This is a genomic window from Allostreptomyces psammosilenae, assembly GCF_013407765.1.
Classification (GTDB): domain Bacteria; phylum Actinomycetota; class Actinomycetes; order Streptomycetales; family Streptomycetaceae; genus Allostreptomyces; species Allostreptomyces psammosilenae.
Genome location: NZ_JACBZD010000001.1, coordinates 4,648,629 through 4,674,220, shown reverse-complemented (window position 1 = coordinate 4,674,220; position 25,592 = coordinate 4,648,629). Strand labels below are relative to the sequence as shown.

Below are 25,592 nucleotides of genomic sequence, written 5' to 3'. Positions count from 1 at the left end.
TCTTCCCCTCCCCCACCCCGCGCACGGCGGCGTCGCCGGTGACATCCGCCAAGGCGCGGGAACAGCCGTTGGACGTTATCGCGTTGAGGAAGCTTGCAAACACCATGTATTTATGGGGGGTGGTTCTCGGGTGACGATGGGGCTCGTCCGCGAGTCCGGCCGGTACCCGATCCCCATGGCGGCACAACCACCACGGAACCACCATCGAGCACCACGCGACGCAGCGGTCGCCCACGAGGCGATACCGCTGCGTCGTCGTGCCGTCGCCCCGGCGACGACACCCTCGTCCCCCGCCACCTCCGACCAGATCGACGAGGCATCACACCGTGCAACCTGCCAGCAGACCGTCCCCGTCCGAAGGGATCTCCGACCCAACCGAGCGCCGGGCCCCTGTCGTCCCCCCGGCGCGCACCCCGCTCGACGACGCCCCGCCGGGGACGTCGCCGTCCACGGCCACCGGGCCGTCCCCCGCACCCACCGCGCCCGCCGGGCCCGCCGCCGGCGTCACCGTCCCCGCCACCGGCGCCGCGCCGGGCGGGCTGCGCCCCGGCCCGCTGCTGGTGCTCATCCTGGGCACGCTGACCGCGCTGGCCCCGCTGTCGATGGACATGTACCTGCCGGCGCTCCCGGAGGTCACCTCCTCCCTGGGGACCACCAGCACGCAGGTGCAGCTGACCATCACCACCTTCCTGATCGGTCTGGCCCTCGGCCAGCTGCTCGCCGGGCCGCTGAGCGACGCCGTCGGCCGGCGCCGCCCGCTGCTGGTCGGCATATCGCTCTACCTGGTGGCGACCGCGGCCTGCGCCGTCGCGCCGAACATCGAGACGCTGACGGCGCTGCGCATGCTGCAGGGCCTGACCGGCGCCGCGGGCGTGGTGATCGCCCGGGCGGTGGTGCGCGACTACTACAGCGGTGTCGCCGCCGCCCGGCTGTTCTCCTCGCTGATGCTGATCAGCGGCCTGGCGCCGATCCTCGCCCCGGTCGTGGGCGGTCAGCTGATGCGGGTGACGTCCTGGCAGGGCATCTTCGTCGCGCAGGCGGTGCTGGGCGTGTTCATCACGCTGCTGGCGGCGTGGAAGCTGCGGGAGACGCTGCCGGTGCAGCGGCGCCGCCCGATGGACCTCGGCGACACCCTGCGCACCATGGGGCGGCTGCTCGCCGACCGCACGCTCCTCGGCTACCTGCTGGCGTTCGCATTCGGCTTCTCGTCGATCTTCGCCTACATCTCCGCCTCCTCGGTGGTGCTCCAGGAGGTCTACGGCGCCTCCCCGCAGACCTACAGCCTGCTGTTCGGCCTGGTCGCCCTCGGCATGGTGGGGTTCACCCAGGTCAACGGGCGGGTGCTGGTCGGACGGTTCTCGCCGAACCGGCTGATCGTGGTCGGGCTCGGGGTGATCCTGGGCGGCGGCGCCCTGCTGGTGGTGCTGACGGCGGCCACCGAAGCCAGCCTGTGGGTGATCGTCCCGGTGCTGTGGGTGACGATCTCCGCCACCGGCCTGGTGATGCCGAACTGCACCACCGAGGTGCTCAACCGGGCGCCGCACGCGGCCGGCAGCGCCTCGGCGCTGCTCGGCACCTCGCAGTTCCTGGTCGGCTCGCTGGTCGCGCCGCTGGCCGCGATGGGCGGCGGTGAGACGGCGCTGCCGATGGCGCTGACGCTGACCGGCATGGCGGTGGTGGCGCTCGGCGCGCTGCTGGCGCTGTCCCGCCCCTGGCGGCGCGGCTGATCCAGCGTCCCGTGGCGCCCGAGCGCCACGGGATCCGCGGCGGCCGGGCGTCCTCCCCCGACACCGGCCGCCGCGGACGGCGGCGGGGGCGTCCTACCCGGCGGTCATGGCGCGCTCACCCCACGGCCCGCGCGGCGGCGCGGCCGGCGATCCGCCCGGAGAACAGGCAGCCACCCAGGAAGGTGCCCTCCAGCGCCCGGTAGCCGTGCATGCCGCCGCCGCCGAACCCGGCCACCTCGCCGGCGGCGTAGACGCCGGGCAACGGGGTGCCGTCGGGGCGCAGCACCCGCGCGGACAGGTCGGTCTCCAGGCCACCCAGCGACTTGCGGGTGAGCACCCGCAGCCGCACCGCGACCAGCGGTCCGGCGGCCGGGTCGACCAGCCGGTGCGGCGGCACCACCCGGATCAGCCGGTCGGTGAGGAAGTGCCGCGCCGCCGAGATCGCGGTGACCTGGGTGTCCTTGCCGAGCCCGGAGGTGACCTGGAGGTCCCGGGCCACGATGACCCGCTCCAGTTCGGCCGCGTCGATCAGCTCCTTGCCGGTCAGCCGGTTCATCTCGCGCGCCAGGCCGGGGACGTCGGGGGCGGTGAGGAACTCGGGGTTGAGCCGGGCGAAGGTCTCCACCGGACCGATCGCGCCGGGCAGCGCCCGGGCCAGCACGGCGCGGACGTCCTTCCCGGTCAGGTCGGGGTTCTGCTCGGAGCCGGAGAGCGCGAACTCCTTGCCGAGGATGCGCCGGTTGAGCACGAACCAGGAGTGGTCGTGGCCGGTGCGGACGATGTGCTCCATGGCGCCGATCGCGTCGAACCCCGGGAACAGCGGGACCGGCAGGCGCTGCCCGGTGGCGTCCAGCCAGAGCGGGGACGGGCCGGAGAGGATCCGGATGCCGTGCCGTGGCCAGATCGGGTCGTGGTTGGCGACGCCCTCGGCGTAGTTCCACATCCGGTCGGTGTTGATGAGCCGTCCGCCGGCGGACTCCGTGATGCCGAGCATCCGCCCGTCCACGTGCTCCGGCACGCCGCACAGCAGCTCGGCCGGGGGTTCGCCGAGCCGCTCGGTGGGCCAGTTGCGGCGCACCAGGTCGTGGTTGCCGCCGATGCCGCCGGAGGTGACGATCACCGCCTGGGCGCGCAGTTCGAAGGAGCCGACGACCGTCCGGGAGCTGGGGGCCCCGCGCTCGGCCGCGCTGGGCTCAAGCACCGCGCCGGCCACGCCGTCCACCACGCCGCCGGTGCTGGTCAGCGCGTCCACCCGGTGGCGGAAGCGGGTGCTCACCAGGCCCCGCGCCACGGCCGCGCGCAGCCGGCGGAAGAACGGTTCGACGATGCCGTGGCCGGTGCCCCAGGTGATGTGGAAGCGGGGCACCGAGTTGCCGTGGCCGATGGCGGTGTAGCCGCCGCGTTCGGCCCACTGCACGAACGGGAACCAGCGCACCCCCATGGCGTGCAGCCAGGCGCGTTTCTCGCCGGCGGCGAAGTCGACGTACGCCTCGGCCCAGCGGCGGGGCCAGTGGTCCTCCTCGCGGTCGAAGGCAGCGGTGCCGAGCCAGTCGCTGAGGGCGAGTTCGGCGGAGTCGCGGACGCGTAACCGCCGTTGCTCGGGCGAGTCGACCAGGAACAGGCCGCCGAAGGACCAGAACGCCTGTCCGCCGACGGCCTGTTCGGGTTCCTGGTCGAGCAGGACGACCCGGCGTCCGGCGTCGGCGAGTTCGGTGGCAGCGACGAGCCCGGCCAGGCCGGCGCCGACCACGATGACGTCCGCGTCCAGGGCGGCTGGCATGGGGCTACCTCCAGGAAGTGGCAGGGGCGCGGGCGGCCGGACGCCTTCGCCGGCCGTCGGGAGCCGAGCACGGGAACATCAACGTACTGCCCGGTAGCCACGGAAGGAACACGTCGTCGGGCGGCGGGGGCGGGCGGCCGCGCGGCCTCAGCCGGTGAAGGTGTCCGGGCGCGGACCGGTGCGGGTGTCGCTGTGCAGGGTCGCGATCAGCGCGAGGTCCTCCGCCGGGAGGTCGAAGTCGAAGGCGGCGAGGTTCTCGCGGAGCCGGCCCGGGTCGGCCGACTTCGCGACGACCGCGTTGCCCAGCTGCAGGTTCCACCGGAGCATCACCTGCGCCGGGGTCCTGCCGTGCTTGCCGGCGAGTTCGGTGATGACCGGGTCGTCCAGCAGGAGGCCCTGGCCGAGCGGGCTCCAGGCCTGGGTGGCGATGCCGTGCTCGGCGTGGAACGCCCGCAGCCGTGCCTGCTGGAGGTAGGGGTGCAGCTCGATCTGGTTGACCGCCGGGACCGTGCCGGTCTCCTCGATCAGCCGCCGCAGGTGCGGGACCTGGAAGTTGGACACGCCGATGGCCTTCACCCGGCCGTCCGCGCGCAGCTTCTCCAGGGTCCGCCAGGTCTCGACGTACCTGTCCAGGGCCGGGACCGGCCAGTGGATGAGGTACAGGTCGACGTAGTCGAGGCCGAGCCTGGCCAGGCTGGCCTCGAACGCGGTGCGGGCGCTGTCCGGCCCCTGGTCGGTGTTCCACAGCTTGGTGGTGACGTGGAGTTCGGCGCGCGGGATCCCGGACGACCGGACGGCCTCGCCCACGCCGCGCTCGTTGCCGTAGACGGCGGCGGTGTCCACCGAGCGGTAGCCGGCCTCCAGCGCGGTGCGGACCACCTCGGCGGTCCGCTCCGGCGGCACCTGGTACACGCCGAGGCCCAGCCGCGGGAGGGACGGGCCGTGGTTCAGCGGAAGAAGAGGAACCTGGGACATCGGGCCCGCCCTCACGTAGGACACGGTCTCATCCGGCGTCACGGCCTTCGGGGCACCGCGGCACGGCAAACGGGAACATTATTGCACGCGCCACTTCTTGCACTGGCCCGTACTCACCCCTCTGCGACTTATGCTGGTTAACAATACGTTGCAGCCCGCGATGAGGAGGGTTCCATGTCGCTTCGGGACGGTGTCCAGGACGAAGCCCGGGCCGAGGGCTGGCGCTCCCTCGCGGCCCTGCACGCCAGGATCGAGATCCGGATCGAACGGGCCCTGCAGGCCGCGCACGGCCTGAGCGTGAGCGAGTACACCGTGCTCGACGTGCTCAACCGCCAGCAGGACCGGCACATGCGGATGCAGCAGCTCGCCAACGCCGTGGTGCTCAGTCAGAGCGCCACCACCCGGCTGGTGGCACGCCTGGAGGAGCAGGACCTGTTAGTCCGCTACCTCTGTGCCACCGACCGGCGGGGCATCTACACCGAGGTGAGCGACAAGGGCCGCCGGGTGCTCCAGGAGGCAGCCCCCACGCACGACGCGGCGCTGCGCGAGGCGCTCGCCGAGGCGGTCGCCGTCCCCGAGCTGGCCCCCCTGGTGCACGCCCTGGAGTCCGCCGGTCTGGGCGAGCTCGCGCAGCGCGCCTGACACGGCGGCGCGCCGCGGACACGGCGACCCGGTGCCACGCCGCGGCCGTGGGGCCCGCGGTGCGGCACCGGGTCGTCGTCCCTCCTCCCGCCCGGCCTCCCGGCCCGGCCGTCCGGCCCGTTACAGGCCGGCCACCTGACGCAGGTAGGAGCGCGCCCGGCGGGCGTAGGTCAGCGGATGGGCCTTGGCCGGATCCTGTTCCGCCTCGACCACCAGCCAGCCCTGGTAACCGGCGTCCGCCAGCGTGCGCAGGATCGGCGCGAAGTCGATCACCCCGTCCCCGGGCACGGTGAAGACCCCGGCGAAGACCGCCTCCTGGAAGGTGAGCCCCTCGGCGCGCGCCCGGTCCAGCACCGCCCGGCGGACGTCCTTCAGGTGCACGTGGCGGATGCGCGCGGCGTGCTCCCGGGCGAGGGCCAGCGGATCGTCCCCGGCCCAGTACAGGTGCCCGGTGTCCAGCAGCAGGTGCACGTGCTCGGGATCGGTCCCGGCCATCAGCCGGTCCACCTCCGCCCGGGTCTGCACGACGGTGCCCATGTGCGGGTGGTAGCACAGCCGCATGCCCTCGGCCGCGGCCATCTTGCCCAGCTCGTCCAGGCCGGTGGTCAGCTCCTCCCACGCGGAGTCGGTCAGGACGGGCTTGTTGGCGTCCAGCGGCAGCGGCTGGAGGTGCACCGCGCCGCCCTGCTCGGCCACCACGACGGTGTCGCCGCCGAGCGCCCGGATGAACCGCATCTGCTCGGCGAAGCCGTCCACGGTGCGCTGCCGCATGCCGGGGACGGTGAGGAAGGTGCTGGCCCACGGCTCCGACACGCGCAGGCCGCGCAGGTCGAGCGCCGCCTTCAGCACCTCGGGGTCGCGGGGGAACTTGTGGCCGACGCTGGTCCCCTCGAAGCCCGCCAGCGCCATCTCGCTGACGCACTGCTCGAAGGGGATGTCGTTGCCGAGGAGCGGGAAGTCGTCGTTGGTCCACACGGTCGGGGTGATGCCGAGGTGGACCCGTTCGCGGTCGAACACGCCTGTAGTCCTTTCGGGGGCGGTGGGGCGGGGGTGACGGGGCGGGCGCGGGCGCGCCCGGGTGGTCAGGCGGCCCCGTCGGACCGGCGCAGGATGTGGCGGGCGGACTTCAGCGCGAACGCCATGCTGGTCAGCGTCGGGTTGCTGGCGGTGCCCCGCGGGATGACGCCGTTGCCGCCGACGTAGAGGTTCTCGACGAACCACACCTGGGAGTTCGGATCCGCCACGCTGGTCTCCGGGTCGTCGCCCATCCGGGTGGTGCCGGTGATGTGCAGCGGGATCCCCAGGGTGGTGAAGCGGGGCTCGGATCCCGGGAGGAAGCCGCCCAGCGCGGACGCGGCCCGCAGCATGTCGGCCATCATGGCGTGCTGGCGGTGCCGGTCCTCCGCCGAGTAGGAGAACTCGAACGTCGGCTGCGGCATCCCGAACATGTCCCGGTGCCGCTCCGAGAAGACCACCCGGTTGTCCCGGCGCGGCTCGACGATCCCGAACCAGCGCAGGTCCACGATCAGCCGCTCGTCCACGTTCGGCCGCCCGTCGCCGTAGTGGAAGGCGTCCCGGTGGATCTGGCAGTGCCAGGGCCGGCTGGGCGACACCGGAATCCACACCTGCGGGTCGAGGTCGTCCCGCGGGATGGGCACCGGGTCGTCGGGGTTGTGCGACATGTGCAGGCGCACCCGGTCCCAGAAGAGCGCGTCGTCCCGGACGGCCTCCAGGTGCGAGCCGAGCAGCACCACCTGGCAGAACGCGACCGGCTGCTCGGTCAGGTACCGGCCCAGCGGTTCCGGGGTGATCCCGGAGGCGAACAGCAGCTGCGGGGTGAGCACGGCGCCGCCCGCCACCACGTAGTTCTCCGCCCGGATCCGCAGCGTCCGGGAGCGCAGCAGGTCCTGCACCTCGGCGTAGCGGATGTGGTGGCCGTCCGAGGAGCGCACCAGGCGGGTGCACAGGTGCTGCGGCAGCAGGGTGAAGTTGTCGCTGGCGCCCGGGGTGGCGAGCTTGCCGAAGACCGCGTCGGTCCCGGTCCAGTGCACCAGGTGCGGGCTGTCCCGGCGTCTGCGCACCGCCAGCGGCAGGGACTGCACGCCGTACGGCTCGGGCAGCTCGCCGTACTCCTCGCGGAGCACGTCCAGCACCACGTTGTGGGTGACGGAGTCGGAGAACTCCTTGACGCTGGTGCCGAGGATGTCCTCGGCCTCCCGGTAGAGGTCCTCCCACTCGTCCTCGGAGATCAGGTCGGTGCGCTCCACCGTGGGGTGGTGCCGGGGGGTCGCGCAGGTCCAGTGGGTGGCCATGCCGCCCACCGCGTAGGTGGCGGCGGCGCCGGGGATGTTGAGGTGCGGATCCTGCCCGGGGTTCTGGCCGTTGGCGGCGCCGCCGCCGTAGTCCGCCGGGTTGACGCCGGTGGCGGCCGGGTCCAGGACGTCCAGGGCCGTCCGGTCGACGGAGACCGAGAGCGGGTTGAGGTGGCCCCGGATGACGGAGGAGAACAGGTTCCGGTTCCGCTGGTACACCACGGCGTTCTTCAGGTGCTCGCCGAACCGGGGGGAGTGCTGGGCTCCCGCGTCGACCATGGCGACGCGCTGTCCCGCGGCCTCCAGCACACGGGCGTAGGTCGCCCCGACCGGTCCGGATCCGATGATCAGTGTGTCCACTCGCATCTGTGAACTCCCTGCCAAGGGCGGCGAACCCCGCCGACGCGGCGGGGCGGGAAGGAAAGGTCGCGCCGTTGCGGCCCGTCAGCTTGCACGGCAGTGTCGCCAGGCGTGATCGCGGCCGGTAAGTGCGACGACGAAAGAGCACGTGCACCAGTACGGCGCGGCCGGTTCACCGGGAGGTCTCGGCGTCCCGGGACAGGTGCCGGCGCTGCAGTTGCTCCGCGAACTCCTGCCAGGCGGCGGCGCACTCCCGGGCGGCGTCCAGCACCAGGTCGGCCCGGTGCGGCGGCACGCCCTCGACCAGCCGCTTCCACTCCTCGGGGCCGATCAGATGGGCGTCCAGCAGGCGCAGCAGGGTGCGCCCGGTCTCGGCGTAGCGCAGGGAGGGGTCCCGGCGCAGCGCCCACACGATCGCGTTGCGGTCCCGGAGGGGGCCGCGCCAGGGTCTCGCGCCGGCGGGCCGGGGGGCCGTCGCCGGCCGCTCCCGCGGCTGCTCGCCGGGTTCCGCGGCGCGTGCCGGGCGCGCCGCCGGCCGGTGGGCGGGGCGCAGCTTCGGCGGCAGGGGGTCCTCGCCGCGGCGCAGCCGCTCCCGCACGTCGCGGGCGGTGCCCAGGGATATGCCGGCGACCTCGGCGATCTGGCGGAGCGATGCCTGCGGGTTGTTGGTGACGAACTCGCCGGCGACGGTGCGGCCCCGGGCGCTGCTGAGCGGCCGCACCCGTCCGTCCCGGCCGATCCTGACCTGCGCGCGGGGGGAGTCCTCGGGGGCGGTGCGGCGGCGGATGGCGCCCACCGTCTTGGCGGCGAGGCCGGTGACGGCGGCGATGGCCCGGTCCGACCACTGGGGGTAGAAGGCCATCACGCGGGCGGCGGCCGCGCTGCGGTCGGCGAGCGAGAGCGGCAGGCCGTGCTCGATGTTCGCCCGCACGGCGAGGACGAAGGCGTCGGCCTCGGTGCCGTCGAAGAAGCGCGCCGCGATGGTGTCCTGGCCGCGCAGCACGGCGGCCCGCAGCCGGTGCGTCCCGTCGATGACCCGCATCGTCGGCCGGTGCACGATGATCGGCGGCAGCTCGGCGTCGGACTCGGCGAGCACGCGCACGTGTTCGGCGCTCTCGCCGTCCAGGCGGGGCGAGTCGGTCAGCACCAGGGAGCTGATGGGCACCGTCTGTCTCACCGGGTGGAGCACCCCGCGGTGCCCCCGCTCCCGCGTGCCGGGGTCCGGCCCTGGCCCTTCCTGACTCGGGACGATGAGAGCGCTCGCGCCATGTGTCATGGAAACTCCCCTTTCGCGAAGATCGCGTGGTCGAGATCGCGGCTTCCCCCGTGTTCCCGGCTCCCCCTTCGACCCTCCGCGACCGAACGGACGCGGAGAGTGCCTCCACGATGGCGACGCGCAGACGCCGCCGTCAGGCAACGTGCTGCTGGGTGGAGGATTGATCTGATCTGATTATGCGTCAGTCAAAATTTGCGGATCCAAGGAAAGTTTGTCACCGCAGCCATAAAATTCGTTCATGGTGACGTTACGTCAGCTGGAGTGCCTGGTGCGGGTGGCGGAGGCCGGGTCGTTCACCCGGGCCGCGGAGCTGCTGCACGTCACACAGCCGGCGCTGTCCCACCAGATGCGCGCGCTGGAGCGCGCCGTCGGCGCCCAGCTGCTGGAACGCCTCCCGAGGTCGGTGCGGCTCACCACCGCGGGGCGGGCCATGCTGCCGCACGCCCGCGCCGTGCTCGCCGGCACCGAGCAGGCCGTCGCCGCGGCCCGTCAGGCGGGCGGCTTCGAAACGGGCACGCTGGAGCTGGCCACCCTGCTCTCGGTCAGCCTCGGCGTGCTCCCCCCGGTCCTGCGGGCCTGGTGCCAGGCCCACCGGGGGATCCGGGTGCGGCTGTTCGAGTACCACCACGGCGAGGAGATGCGGGCCGCGATGGCGGCGGGTCAGGCCGACCTCGCCGTCGGTCCGCCGCCGGTCGGCTGGGAGGGGGCGATCCGCCCCCTGGGCACCGAGGAGTTCGTCATCGTGCTGCCCGCCGACGACGACACCGCGGCGGAGGGCACGCGGCTGCGGCTCGGGGCGCTGGCCGATCGCGACTGGGTGCACTACGCCCCGGGGACCGGACTGGCCGAGGTGGTCGACGGGGCCTGCGCGAACGCGGGGTTCCGGCCGCGCGTGGCGGTGCACACCGAACAGGCCGCGACCGTGCCGGTCCTCGCCGCCGCCGGCCTCGGCCCCGCCCTGGTCCCGGCCAACATCGTCCCGCCGCGCTTCGACGGGCGGCTGCTGCGACCGGACCCGCCGATCCGCCGGGAGCTGGCGGCCTACGCCCGCGGCCCGTTCGAGCCGCTGACCGCCGCGTTCGTCACCACCCTGCTGGCGCACGCCCGCGTCACCCCCGCCCACGTGCGCGCCCACCTGGGGCTGGACGACTAGGGCCGGACGACTGCGGCACCTCCGGCCGCGCCCGGGGCCGCCCCGGCGCGACCGGCCGTTCGTTGACACCCCATCAGAACGCGCCGACTATCGCGTCAGGCCGCCCGCCGGAACCGCCGGCCCGGCAACGCGCGACGCGGCGCCCTGCCGGCCGCGGCCTGTCATGGGGTGTGCCGAACCGCGGGTGTGCGACTGGGGAGATTCCCCGGTCGCACACCCGCCCGCCGCCACCGGCACGCCCCTCCCGCTCCGTCGTGCCGTTCCCGCGCGCCCCCGCCAGGCGAGCTCCGGCGGTCCCGCGCCGCCGGCCCCAGCGAACAAGCCGAACGAGCCGAACACAGGGAGACAAGACACATGTCGAAGTACGACTCACCGAAGATCAGCGTGCCGGTTTTCCGGCGCGAACTCGTCGCCGACCAACTGCGCGACGGCTACTGGGTGGAGGCCCCGGACATCGACGACGACTCCAAGCCGGACCTCTTCGGCTGGGGACTGACCATGGGGGAGGTCTACTGGTACCAGAACAACGGGGAGTGGACCCGGCGGCTGGTCGCCGACCAGATCCCGATGCCGATCGGCGGCGACTACGCCGACATCAGCGGGAACGGCCTGCCGGACATCGTGCTCTGCTACGACCTGTACGGCCCCATCGGCACCATCGTCGACCCGAAGCCGGACGGCGGCAGGATCGACTGGCTGGAGAACCCCGGCGGCGCGGACAAGGTCACCACCCGCTGGAAGCGCCACTACATCGGGCGCATGGAGGGGATGCACCGGCTGCGGGTGGGGCACTTCACCCAGCGGGAGCGGCTGGAGATCATCGGCGTGCCGGTGGTCGCCTCCGGCTCCGGCGGCCCGCACAAGGTGCTGCCGATCGTGCTGTTCACCCAGCCCGACGACGTCCAGCAGGCGGCCGAGTGGCCGATGACCGTCATCGACGACAACTCCTTCCGGCACGCCCACGGCGCTGAGCGGAAGAGCGGCCTGATCCCCGGTTCCGACCTGGACTCGATGCTGATCGCCTCGGACGAGGGCGTGACCTGGCTGTACTTCGACGAGGCGCGGCGGTCCTGGGAGAAGGTGCTGATCGGCACCGGCGAGCTGACCCGCTTCGAGCAGACCGGCTTCAAGGGCAGCGGCGACGTCGGGATCGGCCGGATCGGGGACGATCCGTTCGGCTACGTGGCGGCGGTGGAGCCCAACCACGGCAACACCGTGGCCGTCTACGTCAAGGAGTCCGCGGGGCACCCCGCCGAGGTGACCTGGCGCCGGCACGTGCTGGACGTCTTCGGCGACCCGAACGAGAACGGCGAGGGCGTCGGCCACCAGGTGGTGGCCGCCGACTTCGACGGCGACGGGGAGGAGGAGTTCCTGGTCGCGCTGCGCGGGCCGGCCCCGTGGCAGGGCGTCATGTACTACAAGGCGATCGACCTGGAGCAGGGCGTCTTCGCCAAGTGGCGGATCTCCGAGGACTCCGCGGCGCGGATCGCCATCGCGGACTTCGACGGGAACGGGAAGCTGGACTTCGCGACCATCGCGTACAAGGTTCCCAAGTACTTCGTCGCCAAGGACGCCAAGCTGCTGCTGTTCCGCAACGAGATCGACCTGGACCGGGAGTGAGCGGGTAGCGCGTCCCCCCACACGAGACGGCGCCGGGCGTGGCCTCCCACGCCCGGCGCCGCCGTCTGGCTCGCCGGTGGCCTCAGCCCTTCGCCCACCCGTCCGCGGCTCCGGGGACGCCGGCGGGCGCGGCCTCGGCGGAGGGCGCCGGGTAGGCCGGCAGGATCGTCTCGGCCAGCTCCTGGAGCACCTCCTCCACCGGTCGTTCGCTCTGCCGCAGGTTGACGGTGACGTGGTCCACGCCGAACCCGCCCAGCCGGTCGAGCTGGGCGGCGAGCCCCTTGCGGCCGGTCCGCCAGCCCTCCCGGATGGGCGTGGCGGGGGTGTCCGGGTCCTCGGTGAGGTCCAGGTGCATGGGCATGATGAACGGCTTGTACCGGTCCGCGTCGGCGGTGAGGCGCCGCCACTGCCGGGTGAGCAGGGCGACCGCCTCGTTGTCGTGGCCGTAGGTCAGCCAGCCGTCGGCGTGGGTGGCGATCCAGTCCATCGACTGCCGGGCCCGGCCCGCGACCACCATGGGCAGTTCGCCGCCCGGCGGCTTGGGCAGGACGTCGAGGCCGAGGTCGGCGGTCAGGCCGGCCACCGGCAGCTCGATGCCCTCGCCGGGCTCGGGGACGGCCCACGCGCGGCGGACCATCTCCACGAAGTCCCGCATCCGGTCCCCGCGGCTCTCGTAGTCCCGCCCGAACAGCGGGTACTCCACGGGCCGGTCACCGCTGGCCACCCCCAGCACGAACCGCCCGCCGGTCAGGTGGTCCACGGTGGCCGCCGCCTTGGCCACCAGCAGCGGCTGGCGCAGCGGCAGCACGATGGCGGCGGTGCCGAGCACCGCGTTCTCGGTGACCGCGGCCAGGTGTCCCAGGTGCGTGAACGCCTCCAGGACGGTGCCGGCGTCGCCGAAGCGCTGCGGGTCGTACAGCGGGACGTCCCTCAGCCAGATGCTGGCGAAGCCGAGCTGGTCCACCAGGCGGGCCCGCTCGGTGTGCAGGCTCAGGTCCGGCACGCCGGAGGGGAGGCCGAGCTCCTGGGTCCGCCGGCGGCGGGCGCCGGACCAGTCGTTGTCCAGCGGCAGCTGGACGCCGATGGTGGGGTGGCCGTCCGCGATCAGGCGGCTCAGGGCCGGGTGCTGCGCTGACACGGGAGTACCTCCTCGGTCGGGTCTGTGAAGGGTCAGTCGACCGGGGCGGGGACCGGGGCGCCGGCCGGCCGCGCGTCACCGGAGCCGGGGCCGGAGGCGATGGTGGTGCCGCCGCTGCTCGGACGGTTGCGGTCGAGCGCCCCGGAGACCAGCGCCAGGACCAGGGCGCCGACGGCCATCAGGGCGCCGACCCAGTTCGGGGAGGTGTAGCCCAGGCCCGCGTCGATGGTCAGGCCGCCCAGCCAGGCGCCGAAGGCGTTGCCGAAGTTGAACGCGCCGATGTTCACCGCGGAGGCCAGCGCGGGGGCGTCCCCGGCCTTGTCCAGCACCCGGTTCTGGCAGGGCGGGATGGTGGCGAACCCGACGGAGGAGACCACCAGGATGGTGATCACCGCGGGGATCTGGGACCGCGCGGTGAAGACGAACACGAGCAGCACCACCGCCAGCACGGCCATGATCAGGTACATGCTGCCCATGAGGTTGCGGTCGGCCATCCGCCCGCCGACGATGTTGCCGATGACCGCGCCGACGCCGAAGAGCACCAGCAGCCAGCTCACGGCCCCCTCGGAGAAGCCGGCGACGTCCGTCATCATCGGCGCGATGTAGGAGAACGAGGCGAACATGCCGCCGAAGCCGAGCACGGTGACGCCCAGGGCGAGCCACACCTGCCCGCTGCGGAAGGCGCTGAACTCCTGGCGCAGCCCGTGGGTGGGCCGGGGCTGACGGGGCACCAGCGTGATGAGTCCGATCAGGGCGATCACGCCGAGGCCGGTGACCACCCAGAAGGTGGAGCGCCAGCCGAACGCCTGGCCGAGCGCGGTGCCCATCGGGACGCCGAGCACGTTGGCGAGGGTGAGGCCGGTGAACATCAGGGCGATGGCGCTGGCCCGCCGTTCGGGGGCGACGAGGCTCCCGGCGACGATCGAGCCGATGCCGAACGACGCCCCGTGCGAGAAGGACGCCACGATCCGGCCGAGCATCAGCAGGCCGTAGCTGGGAGCGATGGCACACAGCAGGTTGCCGGCGATGAAGATCAGCATCAGCAGGATCAGCATCGTCTTCCGCGGCGCGCGGGCGCCGAGGACGATCAGCAGCGGGGCGCCGACGGTCACACCGAGCGCGTAGCCGGAGATCAGGTATCCGGCCGTGGGGATCGAGACCCCGAAGTCGTTCGCGACCTCGGGGAGCAGCCCCATGATCACGAACTCGGTGGTGCCGATGCCGAAGGCGCTCACCGCCAGCGCTAACAGGGCCAAGGGCATGTCGGGACTCCTGTCACAGAAAGTATGGACCCTCGAAAGGACGCTAGCACAATATTTGCACACAACGACTGTCGGCTTGTAGATCCATCTCGCTGGCGAATTCTCGCCCGTGCCACGGCGCGGAAGGAGACCTGATCTGGCGTCAGCCCAGCGATCCACGCAGGATCCCCCCAAGGGGCGGGGATGGCGTGGCGGGTGAGGTGTGCGGCCCGTCGTGTCCGGGGGGCTCATCTCCTCACGGGGGCCCAGTCGAGAACGTTCTGCACTCCTCGATCAGGGAGACGACGTGAACTACACGCTCAACCTTCTGGAGCCAGGCGTCTTACTGACACTCCGGCAGCAGCCCAGCCACGGCTACGACCTGGTGCGACGCCTGAAGAAGCTGGGAATGGACTTCACCGACGACCCGGGCGCCGTCTACCGGTGCCTGAACTCGCTCACCCGGCGCGGACTGGTGGAGTACCGGCAGGAGAAGTCGCTTTCCGGTCCTCCGAGGAAGGTCTACCAGCCCACCCTGCTCGGCGAGCGGGCGACGGCCGACGCCCTGCAACGCATGTGCGCCACCCGCGACGTCCTCAACAGATGCGTGGAGGCGCACCGCAGGACCGAGGCCCTGGCGTCGCAGCGGACCACCGAGGACTCCACCACGGTGCTGTCCCACGCGCCGTCGTGACGGCCCCGCGGTAGCGGCGGGCCGCCGACCGCCGCCCGTCCGCCGCCGCCCGTCCGCGGCCGTCCGTTCGCGGTCCGTTCGTGGCCCGTTCGCGGCCCGTCGGTCCACGGTGGGGCGGACGCCGACGGCCCGTGGCGCCCCCGGACGCCGGGGGTGCCACGGGCCGTCGCCGCGCGCTCGCGTCCTCGTCAGCCGGCCAACCACCGCACGATCGCGCGGGCGGCCTCGCGGCCGGCCCGGTTGGCGCCGATGGTGCTGGCCGAGGGGCCGTAGCCGACCAGGTGGACGCGCGGGTCCGCCGCCACCCGGGTGCCGTCCATCGCGATGCCCCCGCCCGGCCCGCGCAGCCCCAGCGGCGCGAGGTGGTCCAGGGCCGCCCGGAAACCCGTGGCCCACAGGATCGCGTCCGCGCGCTGGTGGCGGCCGTCCGCCCAGACCACCCCGTCCGCCACCAGCCGCTGGAACATCGGCTGCCGGCGCAGCGCCCCCCGCTCCCGAGCGGCCAGCAGCACCGGGGTCATCACCAGCCCGGTCACGCTCACCACGCTGGCCGGCGGCCGCCCCGCGCGCACCGCCCGCTCCACCCTGGCGACCGCCTCGCGGCCGGCCAGCTCGTCGAACGGCCCCTCGTTGAACACCGGGGGGCGACGGGTGACCCAGGTGGTCCCCCCGGCCACCTCGGAGATCTCCGCCAGCAGCTGTGTCGCCGAGGCCCCGCCGCCCACCACCACGACGTGCTGCCCGGCGAACTCGTCGGGAGTGCGGTAGTCCACGGTGTGCAACTGCCGCCCCCGGAACTCCGACATCCCCGGATAGAAGGGGATGAACGGACTGGTCCAGGTGCCGGTGGCGTTCACCAGGGCCCGCGTCGACCAGACCCCGTCGGTGTCGGTCTCCACCAGCAGCCGCCCGTCCCCCGCCTCCCGGACGGCCCCGACCCGCACCGGCCGGCGTACCGGCAGCGCGAAGCGGCGCTCGTAGGCGGCGAAGTAGCGGGTCATCACCTCGGCGGCGGGCGTGCCGGGGTCGGCGTCCGGCACGGCCTCGGCCAGGGTCAGGCCCGGCAGGTCGTGGATGCGGTGCGCCTTGTCCAGGCGCAGCGTCGGCCAGCGGTGCCGCCAGGCGCCGCCCGGCCCGTCGTCGCCGTCGAGCACCACGAAGCCACCCACGCCCGCGGCCCCCGCGTCCCGGGCCGGGTCGGCGACCGGGGTGGAGTCGGCGCGCGCGGCGACGCCCAGGCGACCCAGGTGGTGCGCCGCGGAGAGCCCCGCCTGCCCGGCGCCGACCACCACGACGTCCACGGCGCGCGACGGCGCGGCGACCGCAGCCGCGTCCGCGTCCGCGTCGACCGTGGCGGTGGCGCGGGCGGTGTCGGTGGCGCCGGCGAGCTGCTGCGGGATCGACGTGGCCATGCCCGCCACAACACCGCAGGCGCCCGGTTGCTTCCCCGCCGGCCCCCTGGTCCCCCGGCGGCCCCCTGATCCCCGCCCGCTCCCCGCCCGCTCCCGCCAGCAGGCCCCCGGCGGCCATGGAGCCCTCGGCGAGGACGCCTCCCGCCTGCGGCGAAAGTGTCGTCGAGGGTTCACCTGGCGTCCATCGGCACGACGACGGATCAGATCCAGCCATTCCTACGCTCGGCGCCGTCTCCGCCCCCCCTCCGGACACCCCTAAGGACCACGGTGCACAGCCATCCCCACACGCACGACCACGGGCACTCCCACCCGCACGGGCACCAGCACGGCGAGGGCCACGACCACGACCACGCCGGCGACGTGCCCCCGGTCGAGGTCCCGGCCTGGGCCGACACCAGCGTCCCCGAGCGCGAGCTCAGCCCGGCCCAGCAGTCCCGCCGCCGCTTCGTGCGCAACGCCGGCCTGCTCGGCGCGGGCGCCGCGGCCTTCACCGGCCTGGCCGCCACCCCCGCCGCCGCCAAGCCGAACACGGCCACCTCCGGCAACGGGTCGGACGGCGACGAGACCCCCCTGATCTTCCTCGCCGGCGACCACCACGTGCACACCCAGTTCAGCAGCGACGGCCTCTACCGGGTCTCCGACCAGGCCCGCCGCGCCGCCGAGTACGGCCTGGACTGGCTGGTGATCACCGACCACGGCAGCGCCACCCACGCCAAGCTCGGCGTCGAACTGGTCAACCCGGAGATCCGCGAGGCGCGCACCGCCAACCCGCGCATGCTGCTCTTCCAGGGCCTGGAGTGGAACATCCCGGCCGCCGAGCACGGCACCGTCTTCGTCGCCCCCGGCGACAACGAGGTGGCCACCCTCAAGGCGTTCGAGCTCGGCTACGACGGCAGCGTCAACAACGCCAGCGACGGCACCCCCGGCGGCCCCAACACCGCCCGCAACGAGGCCCTGGCCATCGCCGGCCTGCAGTTCCTGGCCAAGGAGCGCGGCACCTCCGTGCGCGACGCGCTGATGCTCGCCAACCACCCGGCGCGCAAGGGCATCGACTCCCCGCACGAGATCCGCGCCTGGCGCGACGCCGCCCCGGAGATCGCCGTCGGCATGGAGGGCGCCCCCGGCCACCAGGCCGCCGCCCTGCCCATCCCGGGCCACGAGGACAGCGGCCGCGGCCTCTACGACAGCTCCCCCTCCGCCGCCTCCTTCCCCGGCTACCCGCTGGAGTCGTACATCACCTACGGCGGCTTCGACTGGATGACCTCCACCGTCGGCGGCCTGTGGGACTCGCTGCTGGCCGAGGGCAAGCCCTGGTGGATCTCCGCCAACTCCGACTCCCACCAGGTCTACGCCGACACGCTGGTGCGCGGCGCCTTCGAGCCCGGCCAGACCTTCAACTCGCTCGGCCAGTACCCGGACCCGGTCGACAGCGGCACCCCGCGGCTCGGCGAGAACGACTTCTTCCCCGGCTACTACAGCCGCACCAACGTGGGCGTCACCGGCTTCGGCTACCTGGAGCTGATGGCCGCGCTGCGCGCCGGCCGGGTCTGGGTCGACCACGGGCACCTCATCGACGGCCTCGACGTGCGGGTGCGGGAGAAGGGCAAGGACGTCCTCGGCGTCCCGCTCGGCGGCACCCTCAGCGTGCGCCGCGGCCGGCAGGTGGAGCTGGTCATCACCATCGACACGGCCTCCCGGCCGAACCTCAACGGCGACCTGCCGAAGCTCGCCCGGGTGGACGTCATCCAGGGCGCCGTCACCGGCCCCGTCGCCGACCGCGACACCTTCACCGCGCCGCGCGCCTCGGTGGTGAAGTCCGTGGACGTCAGCGGACGCACCGGCCGCATCGTGCTGCGCACCACCTTCCGCGCCGAGGACTCCTTCTACCTGCGGCTGCGCGGCACCGACGGCAACCGCTCGATGCCGGGGCTGATGGGCGCCAAGGTGGACCCGAACGGGCCGGCCGCCGACGTGCGCGGCAACGCGGACCCGTGGAAGGACCTGTGGTTCTACGCGAACCCGATCTTCGTGGACGTCACCCGCCGATGACCGGAGCACCACGACGCCACGTGCTCGGGGCCTCCGCGCTGCACGCCAAGCGCGCCGACGCCGAACACCTGCTGCACGAGCTGCTGCGCCGGGTCGCCGAGCACCCCGCCACCGGCGGGGCTGCCCGGCTGACCGGCTGCACCCACCTGGTGGGCGAGCCGTGGCGGCACGAGGCGGTGTCGGTGCTGGTGGAGGCCGCCGACGGGTTCCCCGGGGCGGAGCTGGTCGAGTCGCTGGCCGAGCCGGCGGAGATCGCCGTGGTCCTGCTCGACGCGTCGGCCGGCACGGCGGCGGCCGACGTTACCGCTGCGGCCGGCGCGGGACTCCCGCCCCTGTGGCGGCACGGCGCGCCCCGGCTGCTGCCGGCCGCCACCGAGGCGGCGACCGCCCACGCGACCGGGTCGGGCGGCCGGGCCGTGGTCTTCCCCGGCCAGGACGCGCTGCCGGACGAGGTCACGGTGACCCGCCTGCTCGCCGAGACCGGGATCGACGTGGTGCGCAGCACCCACGGCCGGTACGCGCAGGACGCCGTGGTGGTGGCGGGCGGCTTCCTGCGCCCGCAGTACTCCGGCGGGAAGCTGGTCCTCCAGGTCGGCCACGCCGACCCGACACGGCTGATGCCCTGGGAGGTCCGCAACCCCACCCCCTGCTGCGGCGGCGACCACTGAACCGAGGCGGGGCCGGCTGACCCGAGGCGGGGCCGGCCCCGCCCGCCGCTCCCCGGAGCGCGGGCGCGGGCGCGGCCCCGTCGCGGCTGCCCGGAGACGGCCCACGCATGGCCCGGGTCGCTCCGGGTAGCCATCGGCGTCGACCCAACGCCGCCGATCGGGCGAGGAGACCGTGCCATGCCGAACCTGGTGCGCGATGTGATGACCGCCGACCCCGCCACCGTGTCCCCGCGGACGACGCTGCTGGAGGCCGCCCGGCTGATGCGGGAGGCCGACATCGGGGAGGTGCCCGTCGTGGAGGGGAGGCGCCTGGTCGGCATCCTCACCGACCGCGACCTGGTGGTTCGGGGCATCGCCCCCGATCTGGACGTGCACGAGGTCCCGGTGTCGCGGGTGTGCAGCACCGACGTGGTCTCGGTCGCGCCGGACGACCCGCTGGAACAGGCCGTGGCCCAGATGCGGGACCGGGCGGTGCGCCGGCTGCCGGTCGTGGACGACAACGCCGTGGTGGGCGTGATCACCATCGGTGACCTCGCCATGGCCAAGGAGCCCGGCTCCCTGCTGGCCGAGATCAGCAACGCGGTCCCCAACGTGTGAGCGCCGCCCCCGTCCCGCCCCGCCCCCCACGGTCGGCCGATCGGCCGGCCGCTCACCGGGGCCGGGCCGGCTGACGGGGCGTCGCGAGGACTGACTACCCTCGGGTCCGTGACGCGACGCCCGCCCGAACGCCGCCCCCGCCTGCGGCCGGCCCCGGTGGCACCGGGGCGCACCGCCGCCTCCCCCTCCACCGTCCCGGCGTAGCGAGGAGGCCCCCCGTGCGTGCCCGCCCCGTCACCCCCGACGTCCTGACCAGCGAGATCGCCGACCGGATCGCGGACGCCGCGAAGGACGCCGCCGAGGCCGCCCGCCCGGCCCCCACCCGGCTGCGGGTGGCCGTCGACGGCGCCCCGGCGGCCCGCCCCTCCGACCTGGCCGCGGCGCTGGTGGAACCGCTGCGGCTGCGCGGACACGCGGTGCTCCGGGTGTCGGCCGGCGACTTCCTGCGGCAGGCCTCGCTGCGGCTGGAGTTCGGCCGGGAAGACCCGGACGAGTTCCACGACGCCTGGTTCGACTACCCCGGGCTGACCCGTGAGGTGCTGGCACCGCTCCGCGCCGGCGGCTCCGGCCGGGTGCTGCCCACCCTGTGGGACCCGGTGACGGACCGGGCCACCCGCGCGGAGTACGTGACCGTACCACCGGGCGGCGTCCTGCTGCTGGACGGGCCGCTGCTGCTCGGCCGCGGCCTGGAACTGGACTTCGCCGTCCACCTGTGGCTCTCCCCCGCCGCGCTGCAGCGGCGCACCGCCGACGCGGAGCGGTGGACCCTGCCCGCCTACGCCCGCTACGAGGAGGAGACCGGCCCGGCCCGCCTCGCCGACATCGCGGTGCGGATGGACCACCCGGACCGCCCGGCCCTGATCGACGACTTCGACAACTGACGCCCGGCCCACGCCCCGCTCGTCCCTGGCCCTTGCCCCTCAGAGCCATTCGCGGCCCCTCGCCCCCAAGCCTCTCACCGCTCACCGGCTCGCCCGCTCACTTGCTCACCCGGGCCTCGCAAACCCGGCGGCAACCGGGCAGCCGCATGCCCTCACCCGCCAGGGAAGAGACGAGCCCGAAGTTATCCACAGGCTGCGATTGGGGGGCTGCGCGGCGTCATCACCTCATGGGATCCTGAAACAGGGGGTCCCCCCGGGGCGAGAGCGGCCCTGCGCGGAGAATCCTGGCATGTCCCTGGCGCAGCACGGGCCCACTGCCCACGACCGGCGGCACGCCACGGCCTCGTCACACGGACGGGGCGTCGCAGGAGCGGAAGGGCTCGGCGGTCGGCATGGCGGACGGGGCGCGAGGTAGGGGCGGGGCATGAACCACCGCGAAGAGGACAAGTCGAGCGAGGGTCCGGAGTACGAGGAGGAGCGCGCGGAGAGCCAGCCCTTCGAGTTCCCGGAGGAGGACCGCGAGCGCAGTCGCCCCTTCGACTACCCGGAGGAGGAACGCCACGCGGGCATCCGCGCCGTGCGCCACATCAGCCGCGAGGCGGCCGACGCCGACATGCCGCCCGGCACCTCCGGCAGCTACGGCACCACCGGAGGCGGCCAGCCCGGCGGCACCGGGGTGGGCAGCCCCGCCGGCGCCCCCGTGCCGGAGGAGGAGCTGGCGGACACCACCCTGGGGAGCGAGCCGCGCCCGGACGACACCGAGGCCGAGGAGCCGGGCGGCGGCTCGCGGTGAGCCCGGTGCGGACGCGCGCTCAGTCGGCCGGGCCGCGCTGGCCGGGCACGGTGGGCGTCGCGCCGCCCCCGCCGACGCGGCCGGTCTCCCCGACAGGCCGGGTCTCCCCGAGACGGCCGAGCGTGCCGGTGTCCCCGGCACGCCCGGCCGCGTCCTCCGGCACGCCCTCGACCGGCACGCCCTCGACCGGCACGCCGCCGACCGGTGGCCAGCACTCGCCCCAGGCCAGGTCGCGGGCCTCCCGGTACAGCTGCCCGTGCCGCTTGGTGACGTTCACCGGCCGGATGCCCTCCTCGGCCGTGCACAGCCGCAGGCCGACCATGCCCTTGCGGATCGTGGGATGCCGCAGCACCCGCCCCGCCGGGCCGGCGGCCGGGGCGGTGGAGGCGTCGGCGGCCGGGGCGGCGTCGGCGGCGGCACGCGCCGGCACGGGCGTGCGGCACGCCGCCACGTAGGAGAACTTCTCGTCCTCGTAGGACAGCGAGGCGCCCTTGAGCTGCCGGTGGACGGCGGAACGGTTCACCCGCACCGCGAAGTGGCACCAGTCGCGCCCCGCGACGATCGGGCACGCGCCGTCGTGCGGACACGGCGCCAGCACGGTCAGTCCGGCCGCCAGCAAGCGGTCGCGGGCCTCGCGGACGCGTTCGTAGCCCGCCGGGGTGCCGGGCTCGACGACCAGCACGACCCGCCCCCGCGCCGCCGCCTCGGCGACCACCGCCTCCCGGCCGGCCGCGGTGAGCTCGCCGAGCACGTAGGAGACGGTCACCAGGTCGGCGTCGGGCAGGCTCAGCCCGGGGCCTATCACCCGCCGCTGCCAGCTCGCCCCGCGCAGCGCCGGCCGGTCCGCCGAGCGTGCGAGCCGGCGGCCGAGTTCCAGGGCGGGCTCGGACCAGTCCAGCACCGTCTGCCGGTGCAGCCCCGGCCAGGCGTCCGCCACCGCCCAGGAGGCCGCCCCGGTGCCGCCGCCCACGTCGACGTGGGTGGCGGGGGCCCAGTCGGCGGCCGACCGCTGGAGCTGGCCGAGGGCGAACCGCACCGCCGCGTAGGTGGCCGGCATGCGGTAGGCGGCGTAGGCGACCACGTCGAGCCCGCCGCGCAGTATCGGCTGGTCGGTGGGGGTGTCCCCGCGGTAGTTGGCGATCAGCCGCTCGACCTCCTGGGCGAGCCGGCCGGTGGGCACGTCGGAGAGCACGTCCTCGAAGGCGGCACGCAGGTCACTCGGCGGATTCACCCCGGTAGTATCCACGATCCCCCGGGCAGCGGACGCCGGCCGCCCCCGCGGTCCGGATGTGGTCCGGCGTCGCCGCCGCCAGGGTGGCCGGTGCGGGCACGTGGATCACGTGGTGGGCGTCGGTGCGGCCCGGTGGGCTCCGGTGAGCAGGGCTTCGGCATGCTTGCGGAAAGCGGTGACCAGGCGGCTGCGGTCTCCGGTGCGGGTGGCGAGCACGACCTGACTGGGTTCGACCCCGTGCAGGGGGACGGTGGTGAGGCCGGGATGCAGGCCGGTCGCGTGGTCGAGGGGCGGCCCGATGGCCACGGCCTGCCCGGCGGCGATGAGTTCGTGCTTGTCCTCGAGGGCTTCGACCAGGGGGCCGGCGGGCGCGGGCCGCCCGTCGGGCCGGGGATCGAGCCGCCAGTAGGCGTTCAGCAGCGGGTCGGACTGGCGTACGTGGGGGATCGGCTCGTCGGCGATGTCCTCCAGGGTGACGGACTCCCTGCCGGCCAGACGGTGGTCGCGCGGCACGACCAGCACGCGCGGCTCGTCGTAGAGGACGGTGACGCACAGCTGGTCGGTGGGGAACGGCAGGCGCGTCACCACGGCGTCGACGCGGTGCTCCAGCAACGCGGCGCGCGAGTCGTTCCAGGCGAGCAGGCGGGTGTGGACCTCGGCACCGGGATTGCGGTCGCGCAGGGCGCGCACGGCCGGAGTGATGATCAGCCCCCTGGTGTAGCCGATGGTGACGCTGCTGGGCCGGGCCGCGGCCCGGGTGCGGGCCATCGCCTCGACCGCGGCGCGCAGCAGTTCTCTGGCCTGCGGCAGGAAGATCTCGCCGGCCTCGCTGAGCCGGGTGCCGCGCGTGGTGCGGTCCAGCAGGCGGACGCCCACCTGCTGTTCGAGGCGGCGGATCTGCCGGCTCAGGGACGGCTGGGTGGTCTGCAGCGCCTCGGCGGCACGGCCGAAGTGCCGGTGCTCGGCGACCACCGTGAAGCACTGCACCAGCCGCAGGTCGAGATCCACGGGCGTGGGGAACGGCTCGGACATCGCCCCACCCTAGCTGGCGTCATGCGCGTTTCGTATTACACGTACCGGAAAAATCATTGGACCGCGCCGCCGGCGCGACCGCATCGTGGTGGTCGTGAGACAACCTGGGATGCACCTCGCCGGCACGTTCGGTCCCGCCACCATGGACCTGAAGGCCGTTCGCGACGTCAGCCGCACCATCAGCGCGACCCACCTGTTCGTCTACTTCATCCCCGAGGCACGGGAAGAGGCCGCCGAGCTCGGCGTGACCGAGTACGGACCGGCGTACTTCGCCTTCCGGTCGGCCCCGATGGGCGCGGTCCCCTGGCAGGTCACGCTCGCGGCCTTCTACAACTTCAGCCCGCGGTCGGTGCGGGCCATGGCAGGCGTGTGGGACACCGCGACGCCGGAGCAGTGGCAGGCCGCTCGCTTCGCGGCCGTCGGCCGTGCGATGCGGCGCGTCGACGTGCACCTCACCGCCGACCAGATCGCGGAGGCGCGATCGCTGATCGACCCGGTCGTCGCGAGTGCCGACTACGCCGGGAAGACGATGGCCGCCGCCAACGCCTCGGTCCCCCTCCCGTCCGATCCGCTCGTCGCGCTGTGGCAGCAGATCACGGTGCTGCGCGAGTGGCGCGGCGACGCGCACTTCACCGTGCTCGCCGCCAACGGCATCGGGCCGTGCGACTGCAACGTCCTGCAGACCGCGACCGGTCACTTCCCGGAGGCGATCGCCCGTGCCACCCGGCTGTGGAACGACGAGGAGGTGGCCGCGGCGACGGCACGCCTCGTCGCACGCGGCTGGCTCAACGCCGACGGCACCCCGACCGCCGCCGGCGTCGCGGCGCGCGAGCAGATCGAGGTCGAGACCGACGAGCACTGCGCCGCGCTGTGGACGCCGATCGGCGACGGAGGCGTCCGCCGCCTCACCTCGCTCATCACGCCGATCCACGACGCGTTCACCGCGGCCGGGACGTACCCCTTCCGCGTGGAACCGGCGGGCACGCCGCCCGCGGATCTGTAGGCCGCCCGGGAGGGAGCCCGTCCGGATCCCCGGCACGACCGGCCACCGGCCCGGTAGATTACCGCTCGTGACCACGCGTAGACCTCGGGCGACCGACGGTGAGGGGCCGAGCGAGGGGCCGAGCGGGGGACCGGGCGAGGGGCGGTCGTTCCTCAAGTGGGCGGGGGGCAAGACCCGGTACGCCGACCGGCTCGCCGCCCTCGCCCCGCCCTACCGTGGCCGGTACCTGGAGCCGTTCATGGGCAGCGCGGCCCTCTTCTTCGAGCTGCGCCCGGCGCGCGCCGTGCTCTCGGACGCCAACCCCGAGCTGGTGGTCTGCTTCCGGCAGGTCGCCGAGGATCCGGAGAAGGTCATGGCGCTGCTCGACGCCATGCCGAACGACCGGGAGTTCTACGACTCGGTGCGCGCCCAGCGCGTCGAGGCGCTGTCCGACGCGGAACGGGCCGCCCGCGTCATCTACCTGAACAAGACCGGTTTCCGCGGGTTATGGCGGGTCAACCGGCGGGGGGTCTTCAACGTCCCCTACGGCGCCTACGACCGGCCCTACTACAACCGGCGGACCCTGCTCGCCGCCTCCGCCGCGCTGCGCGGCGCGGAGATCCACTGCCGGGACTTCACCGAGGCCCTGCGGCAGGCGGAGGCGGGCGACTGGGTCTACCTCGACCCGCCCTACGTCCCCCTCGGCGGCTTCGCCGACTTCCAGCGGTACACCGCAGAGCAGTTCGGCGAGGCCGACCACCGGCGGCTGGCCGCCGCCATGCGGGAGGCGGCCGGGCGCGGCGTGTACGTCACCCTCTCCAACAGCGACACCCCCCTGAGCCGGGAGATCTTCGCCGACTTCCGGGTCACCCGGATGGCGACCCGACGGGACATCAACCTCCGCGCGGCCGGCCGCGGCAGCTGGGACCTCGTCTTCACCAACTACGAGACCCCAGCCACCTGACCCGCCGCGCCCCGCCCGTCAGGAGGAGGCGGGCGGTGGCGGGCGGTGGCGGGGCAGCCCTCCCG

General features: G+C 74.1%; 22 protein-coding genes. 12 read left to right on the top strand and 10 right to left on the bottom strand.

What is annotated here, in order from left to right; genetic code table 11:
* Nucleotides 1–326: 326 nt before the first annotated feature.
* Entirely contained in the window at nt 327–1,727 is a 1,401-nt protein-coding gene (locus FHU37_RS19330; protein WP_179815398.1) for a Bcr/CflA family multidrug efflux MFS transporter, read from the top strand.
* Nucleotides 1,728–1,842: 115 nt separating this feature from the next.
* On the opposite strand, the gene FHU37_RS19325 is transcribed toward FHU37_RS19330, so the two are convergent.
* Together FHU37_RS19325 and FHU37_RS19320 are read right to left on the bottom strand one after the other, a co-directional pair.
* Nucleotides 1,843–3,507, bottom strand: coding sequence for an FAD-binding dehydrogenase (locus FHU37_RS19325; protein ID WP_179815397.1), 1,665 nt, complete (start codon nt 3,505–3,507; stop codon nt 1,843–1,845).
* 147 nt (nt 3,508–3,654) lie between these two features.
* A complete protein-coding gene (locus FHU37_RS19320) occupies nt 3,655–4,482 on the bottom strand; it encodes an aldo/keto reductase (RefSeq protein WP_179815396.1) in 828 nt (275 codons plus the stop codon).
* A 174-nt stretch (nt 4,483–4,656) separates the two neighbouring features.
* On the opposite strand from FHU37_RS19320, the gene FHU37_RS19315 reads away from it, so the two are divergent.
* Nucleotides 4,657–5,124: a MarR family winged helix-turn-helix transcriptional regulator gene (locus FHU37_RS19315; protein WP_179815395.1), complete on the top strand. Its 468-nt coding sequence runs from the start codon at nt 4,657–4,659 to the stop codon at nt 5,122–5,124.
* A 120-nt stretch (nt 5,125–5,244) separates the two neighbouring features.
* Here FHU37_RS19315 and iolE read toward each other — a convergent pair whose 3' ends face one another.
* From iolE to FHU37_RS19300, 3 genes are all read right to left on the bottom strand, one after another.
* Nucleotides 5,245–6,141, bottom strand: a complete 897-nt coding sequence (gene iolE, locus FHU37_RS19310; protein WP_179815394.1) for a myo-inosose-2 dehydratase — start codon at nt 6,139–6,141, stop codon at nt 5,245–5,247.
* 65 nt (nt 6,142–6,206) lie between these two features.
* Nucleotides 6,207–7,802 (bottom strand): pyranose oxidase, encoded by a 1,596-nt coding sequence (locus tag FHU37_RS19305; protein WP_179815393.1) that lies wholly within the window; start codon nt 7,800–7,802, stop codon nt 6,207–6,209.
* Nucleotides 7,803–7,968: 166 nt separating this feature from the next.
* Entirely contained in the window at nt 7,969–8,961 is a 993-nt protein-coding gene (locus FHU37_RS19300; RefSeq protein WP_312892674.1) for a ParB/RepB/Spo0J family partition protein, read from the bottom strand.
* 349 nt (nt 8,962–9,310) lie between these two features.
* Between FHU37_RS19300 and FHU37_RS19295 the strand changes: the two genes are divergently transcribed.
* Nucleotides 9,311–10,225 (top strand): LysR family transcriptional regulator, encoded by a 915-nt coding sequence (locus FHU37_RS19295; protein ID WP_179815391.1) that lies wholly within the window; start codon nt 9,311–9,313, stop codon nt 10,223–10,225.
* Nucleotides 10,226–10,579: 354 nt separating this feature from the next.
* Entirely contained in the window at nt 10,580–11,845 is a 1,266-nt protein-coding gene (locus FHU37_RS19290; protein WP_179815390.1) for an FG-GAP repeat domain-containing protein, read from the top strand.
* An 82-nt stretch (nt 11,846–11,927) separates the two neighbouring features.
* Here the strand turns inward: FHU37_RS19290 and FHU37_RS19285 are convergent, their stop codons facing one another.
* Together FHU37_RS19285 and FHU37_RS19280 are read right to left on the bottom strand one after the other, a co-directional pair.
* Entirely contained in the window at nt 11,928–12,983 is a 1,056-nt protein-coding gene (locus FHU37_RS19285) for a TIGR03571 family LLM class oxidoreductase (protein ID WP_312892673.1), read from the bottom strand.
* 32 nt (nt 12,984–13,015) lie between these two features.
* The gene (locus FHU37_RS19280; RefSeq protein ID WP_179815389.1) at nt 13,016–14,245 is read right to left on the bottom strand and encodes an MFS transporter; all 1,230 of its coding nucleotides are present in this window, start codon (nt 14,243–14,245) and stop codon (nt 13,016–13,018) included.
* Nucleotides 14,246–14,531: 286 nt separating this feature from the next.
* On the opposite strand from FHU37_RS19280, the gene FHU37_RS19275 reads away from it, so the two are divergent.
* Complete coding sequence (locus tag FHU37_RS19275; protein WP_179815388.1) at nt 14,532–14,918, top strand: PadR family transcriptional regulator; 387 nt, start codon at nt 14,532–14,534, stop codon at nt 14,916–14,918.
* Nucleotides 14,919–15,106: 188 nt separating this feature from the next.
* Here the strand turns inward: FHU37_RS19275 and FHU37_RS19270 are convergent, their stop codons facing one another.
* On the bottom strand, nt 15,107–16,330 hold the full coding sequence (locus FHU37_RS19270) for an NAD(P)-binding domain-containing protein (RefSeq protein WP_179815387.1): 1,224 nt from the start codon (nt 16,328–16,330) through the stop codon (nt 15,107–15,109).
* A 267-nt stretch (nt 16,331–16,597) separates the two neighbouring features.
* Between FHU37_RS19270 and FHU37_RS19265 the strand changes: the two genes are divergently transcribed.
* The 5 genes from FHU37_RS19265 to FHU37_RS19245 all read left to right on the top strand — a co-directional run bounded on the left by FHU37_RS19265 (nt 16,598) and on the right by FHU37_RS19245 (nt 21,318).
* Nucleotides 16,598–18,379, top strand: coding sequence for a PHP domain-containing protein (locus tag FHU37_RS19265; RefSeq protein WP_179815386.1), 1,782 nt, complete (start codon nt 16,598–16,600; stop codon nt 18,377–18,379).
* The gene (locus FHU37_RS19260; RefSeq protein WP_179815385.1) at nt 18,376–19,047 is read left to right on the top strand and encodes a hypothetical protein; all 672 of its coding nucleotides are present in this window, start codon (nt 18,376–18,378) and stop codon (nt 19,045–19,047) included. Before FHU37_RS19265 ends, FHU37_RS19260 begins: the two co-directional genes overlap by 4 nt.
* Before the next feature lie 177 nt (nt 19,048–19,224).
* Nucleotides 19,225–19,644, top strand: coding sequence for a CBS domain-containing protein (locus tag FHU37_RS19255; RefSeq protein WP_179815384.1), 420 nt, complete (start codon nt 19,225–19,227; stop codon nt 19,642–19,644).
* 218 nt (nt 19,645–19,862) lie between these two features.
* A complete protein-coding gene (locus tag FHU37_RS19250; protein ID WP_179815383.1) occupies nt 19,863–20,525 on the top strand; it encodes a nucleoside/nucleotide kinase family protein in 663 nt (220 codons plus the stop codon).
* Nucleotides 20,526–20,949: 424 nt separating this feature from the next.
* On the top strand, nt 20,950–21,318 hold the full coding sequence (locus FHU37_RS19245) for a hypothetical protein (protein WP_179815382.1): 369 nt from the start codon (nt 20,950–20,952) through the stop codon (nt 21,316–21,318).
* 19 nt (nt 21,319–21,337) lie between these two features.
* Here the strand turns inward: FHU37_RS19245 and FHU37_RS19240 are convergent, their stop codons facing one another.
* The gene (locus tag FHU37_RS19240; protein ID WP_179815381.1) at nt 21,338–22,549 is read right to left on the bottom strand and encodes a small ribosomal subunit Rsm22 family protein; all 1,212 of its coding nucleotides are present in this window, start codon (nt 22,547–22,549) and stop codon (nt 21,338–21,340) included.
* Nucleotides 22,550–22,654: 105 nt separating this feature from the next.
* Nucleotides 22,655–23,581, bottom strand: coding sequence for a LysR family transcriptional regulator (locus tag FHU37_RS19235; protein ID WP_179815380.1), 927 nt, complete (start codon nt 23,579–23,581; stop codon nt 22,655–22,657).
* Nucleotides 23,582–23,723: 142 nt separating this feature from the next.
* Here FHU37_RS19235 and FHU37_RS19230 point away from each other — a divergent pair, with 142 nt between their 5' ends.
* Together FHU37_RS19230 and FHU37_RS19225 are read left to right on the top strand one after the other, a co-directional pair.
* A complete protein-coding gene (locus tag FHU37_RS19230; protein WP_446680301.1) occupies nt 23,724–24,584 on the top strand; it encodes an SCO6745 family protein in 861 nt (286 codons plus the stop codon).
* A 67-nt stretch (nt 24,585–24,651) separates the two neighbouring features.
* The gene (locus FHU37_RS19225) at nt 24,652–25,527 is read left to right on the top strand and encodes a DNA adenine methylase (RefSeq protein WP_179815379.1); all 876 of its coding nucleotides are present in this window, start codon (nt 24,652–24,654) and stop codon (nt 25,525–25,527) included.
* Nucleotides 25,528–25,592 lie beyond the last annotated feature (65 nt).

Excerpts from the sequence above, each read along its gene's own strand:
- FHU37_RS19290 (WP_179815390.1), top strand. The coding sequence starts at position 10,580 with ATGTCGAAGTACGACTCACCGAAGATCAGCGTGCCGGTTTTCCGGCGC.
- FHU37_RS19325 (WP_179815397.1), bottom strand. The coding sequence starts at position 3,507 with ATGCCAGCCGCCCTGGACGCGGACGTCATCGTGGTCGGCGCCGGCCTG.
- FHU37_RS19260 (WP_179815385.1), top strand. The coding sequence starts at position 18,376 with ATGACCGGAGCACCACGACGCCACGTGCTCGGGGCCTCCGCGCTGCAC.
- FHU37_RS19305 (WP_179815393.1), bottom strand. The coding sequence starts at position 7,802 with ATGCGAGTGGACACACTGATCATCGGATCCGGACCGGTCGGGGCGACC.
- FHU37_RS19255 (WP_179815384.1), top strand. The coding sequence starts at position 19,225 with ATGCCGAACCTGGTGCGCGATGTGATGACCGCCGACCCCGCCACCGTG.
- FHU37_RS19320 (WP_179815396.1), bottom strand. The coding sequence starts at position 4,482 with ATGTCCCAGGTTCCTCTTCTTCCGCTGAACCACGGCCCGTCCCTCCCG.
- FHU37_RS19235 (WP_179815380.1), bottom strand. The coding sequence starts at position 23,581 with ATGTCCGAGCCGTTCCCCACGCCCGTGGATCTCGACCTGCGGCTGGTG.
- FHU37_RS19230 (WP_446680301.1), top strand. The coding sequence starts at position 23,724 with ATGGACCTGAAGGCCGTTCGCGACGTCAGCCGCACCATCAGCGCGACC.
- FHU37_RS19280 (WP_179815389.1), bottom strand. The coding sequence starts at position 14,245 with ATGCCCTTGGCCCTGTTAGCGCTGGCGGTGAGCGCCTTCGGCATCGGC.
- FHU37_RS19270 (WP_179815387.1), bottom strand. The coding sequence starts at position 16,330 with ATGGCCACGTCGATCCCGCAGCAGCTCGCCGGCGCCACCGACACCGCC.
- FHU37_RS19295 (WP_179815391.1), top strand. The coding sequence starts at position 9,311 with ATGGTGACGTTACGTCAGCTGGAGTGCCTGGTGCGGGTGGCGGAGGCC.
- FHU37_RS19315 (WP_179815395.1), top strand. The coding sequence starts at position 4,657 with ATGTCGCTTCGGGACGGTGTCCAGGACGAAGCCCGGGCCGAGGGCTGG.
- FHU37_RS19245 (WP_179815382.1), top strand. The coding sequence starts at position 20,950 with ATGAACCACCGCGAAGAGGACAAGTCGAGCGAGGGTCCGGAGTACGAG.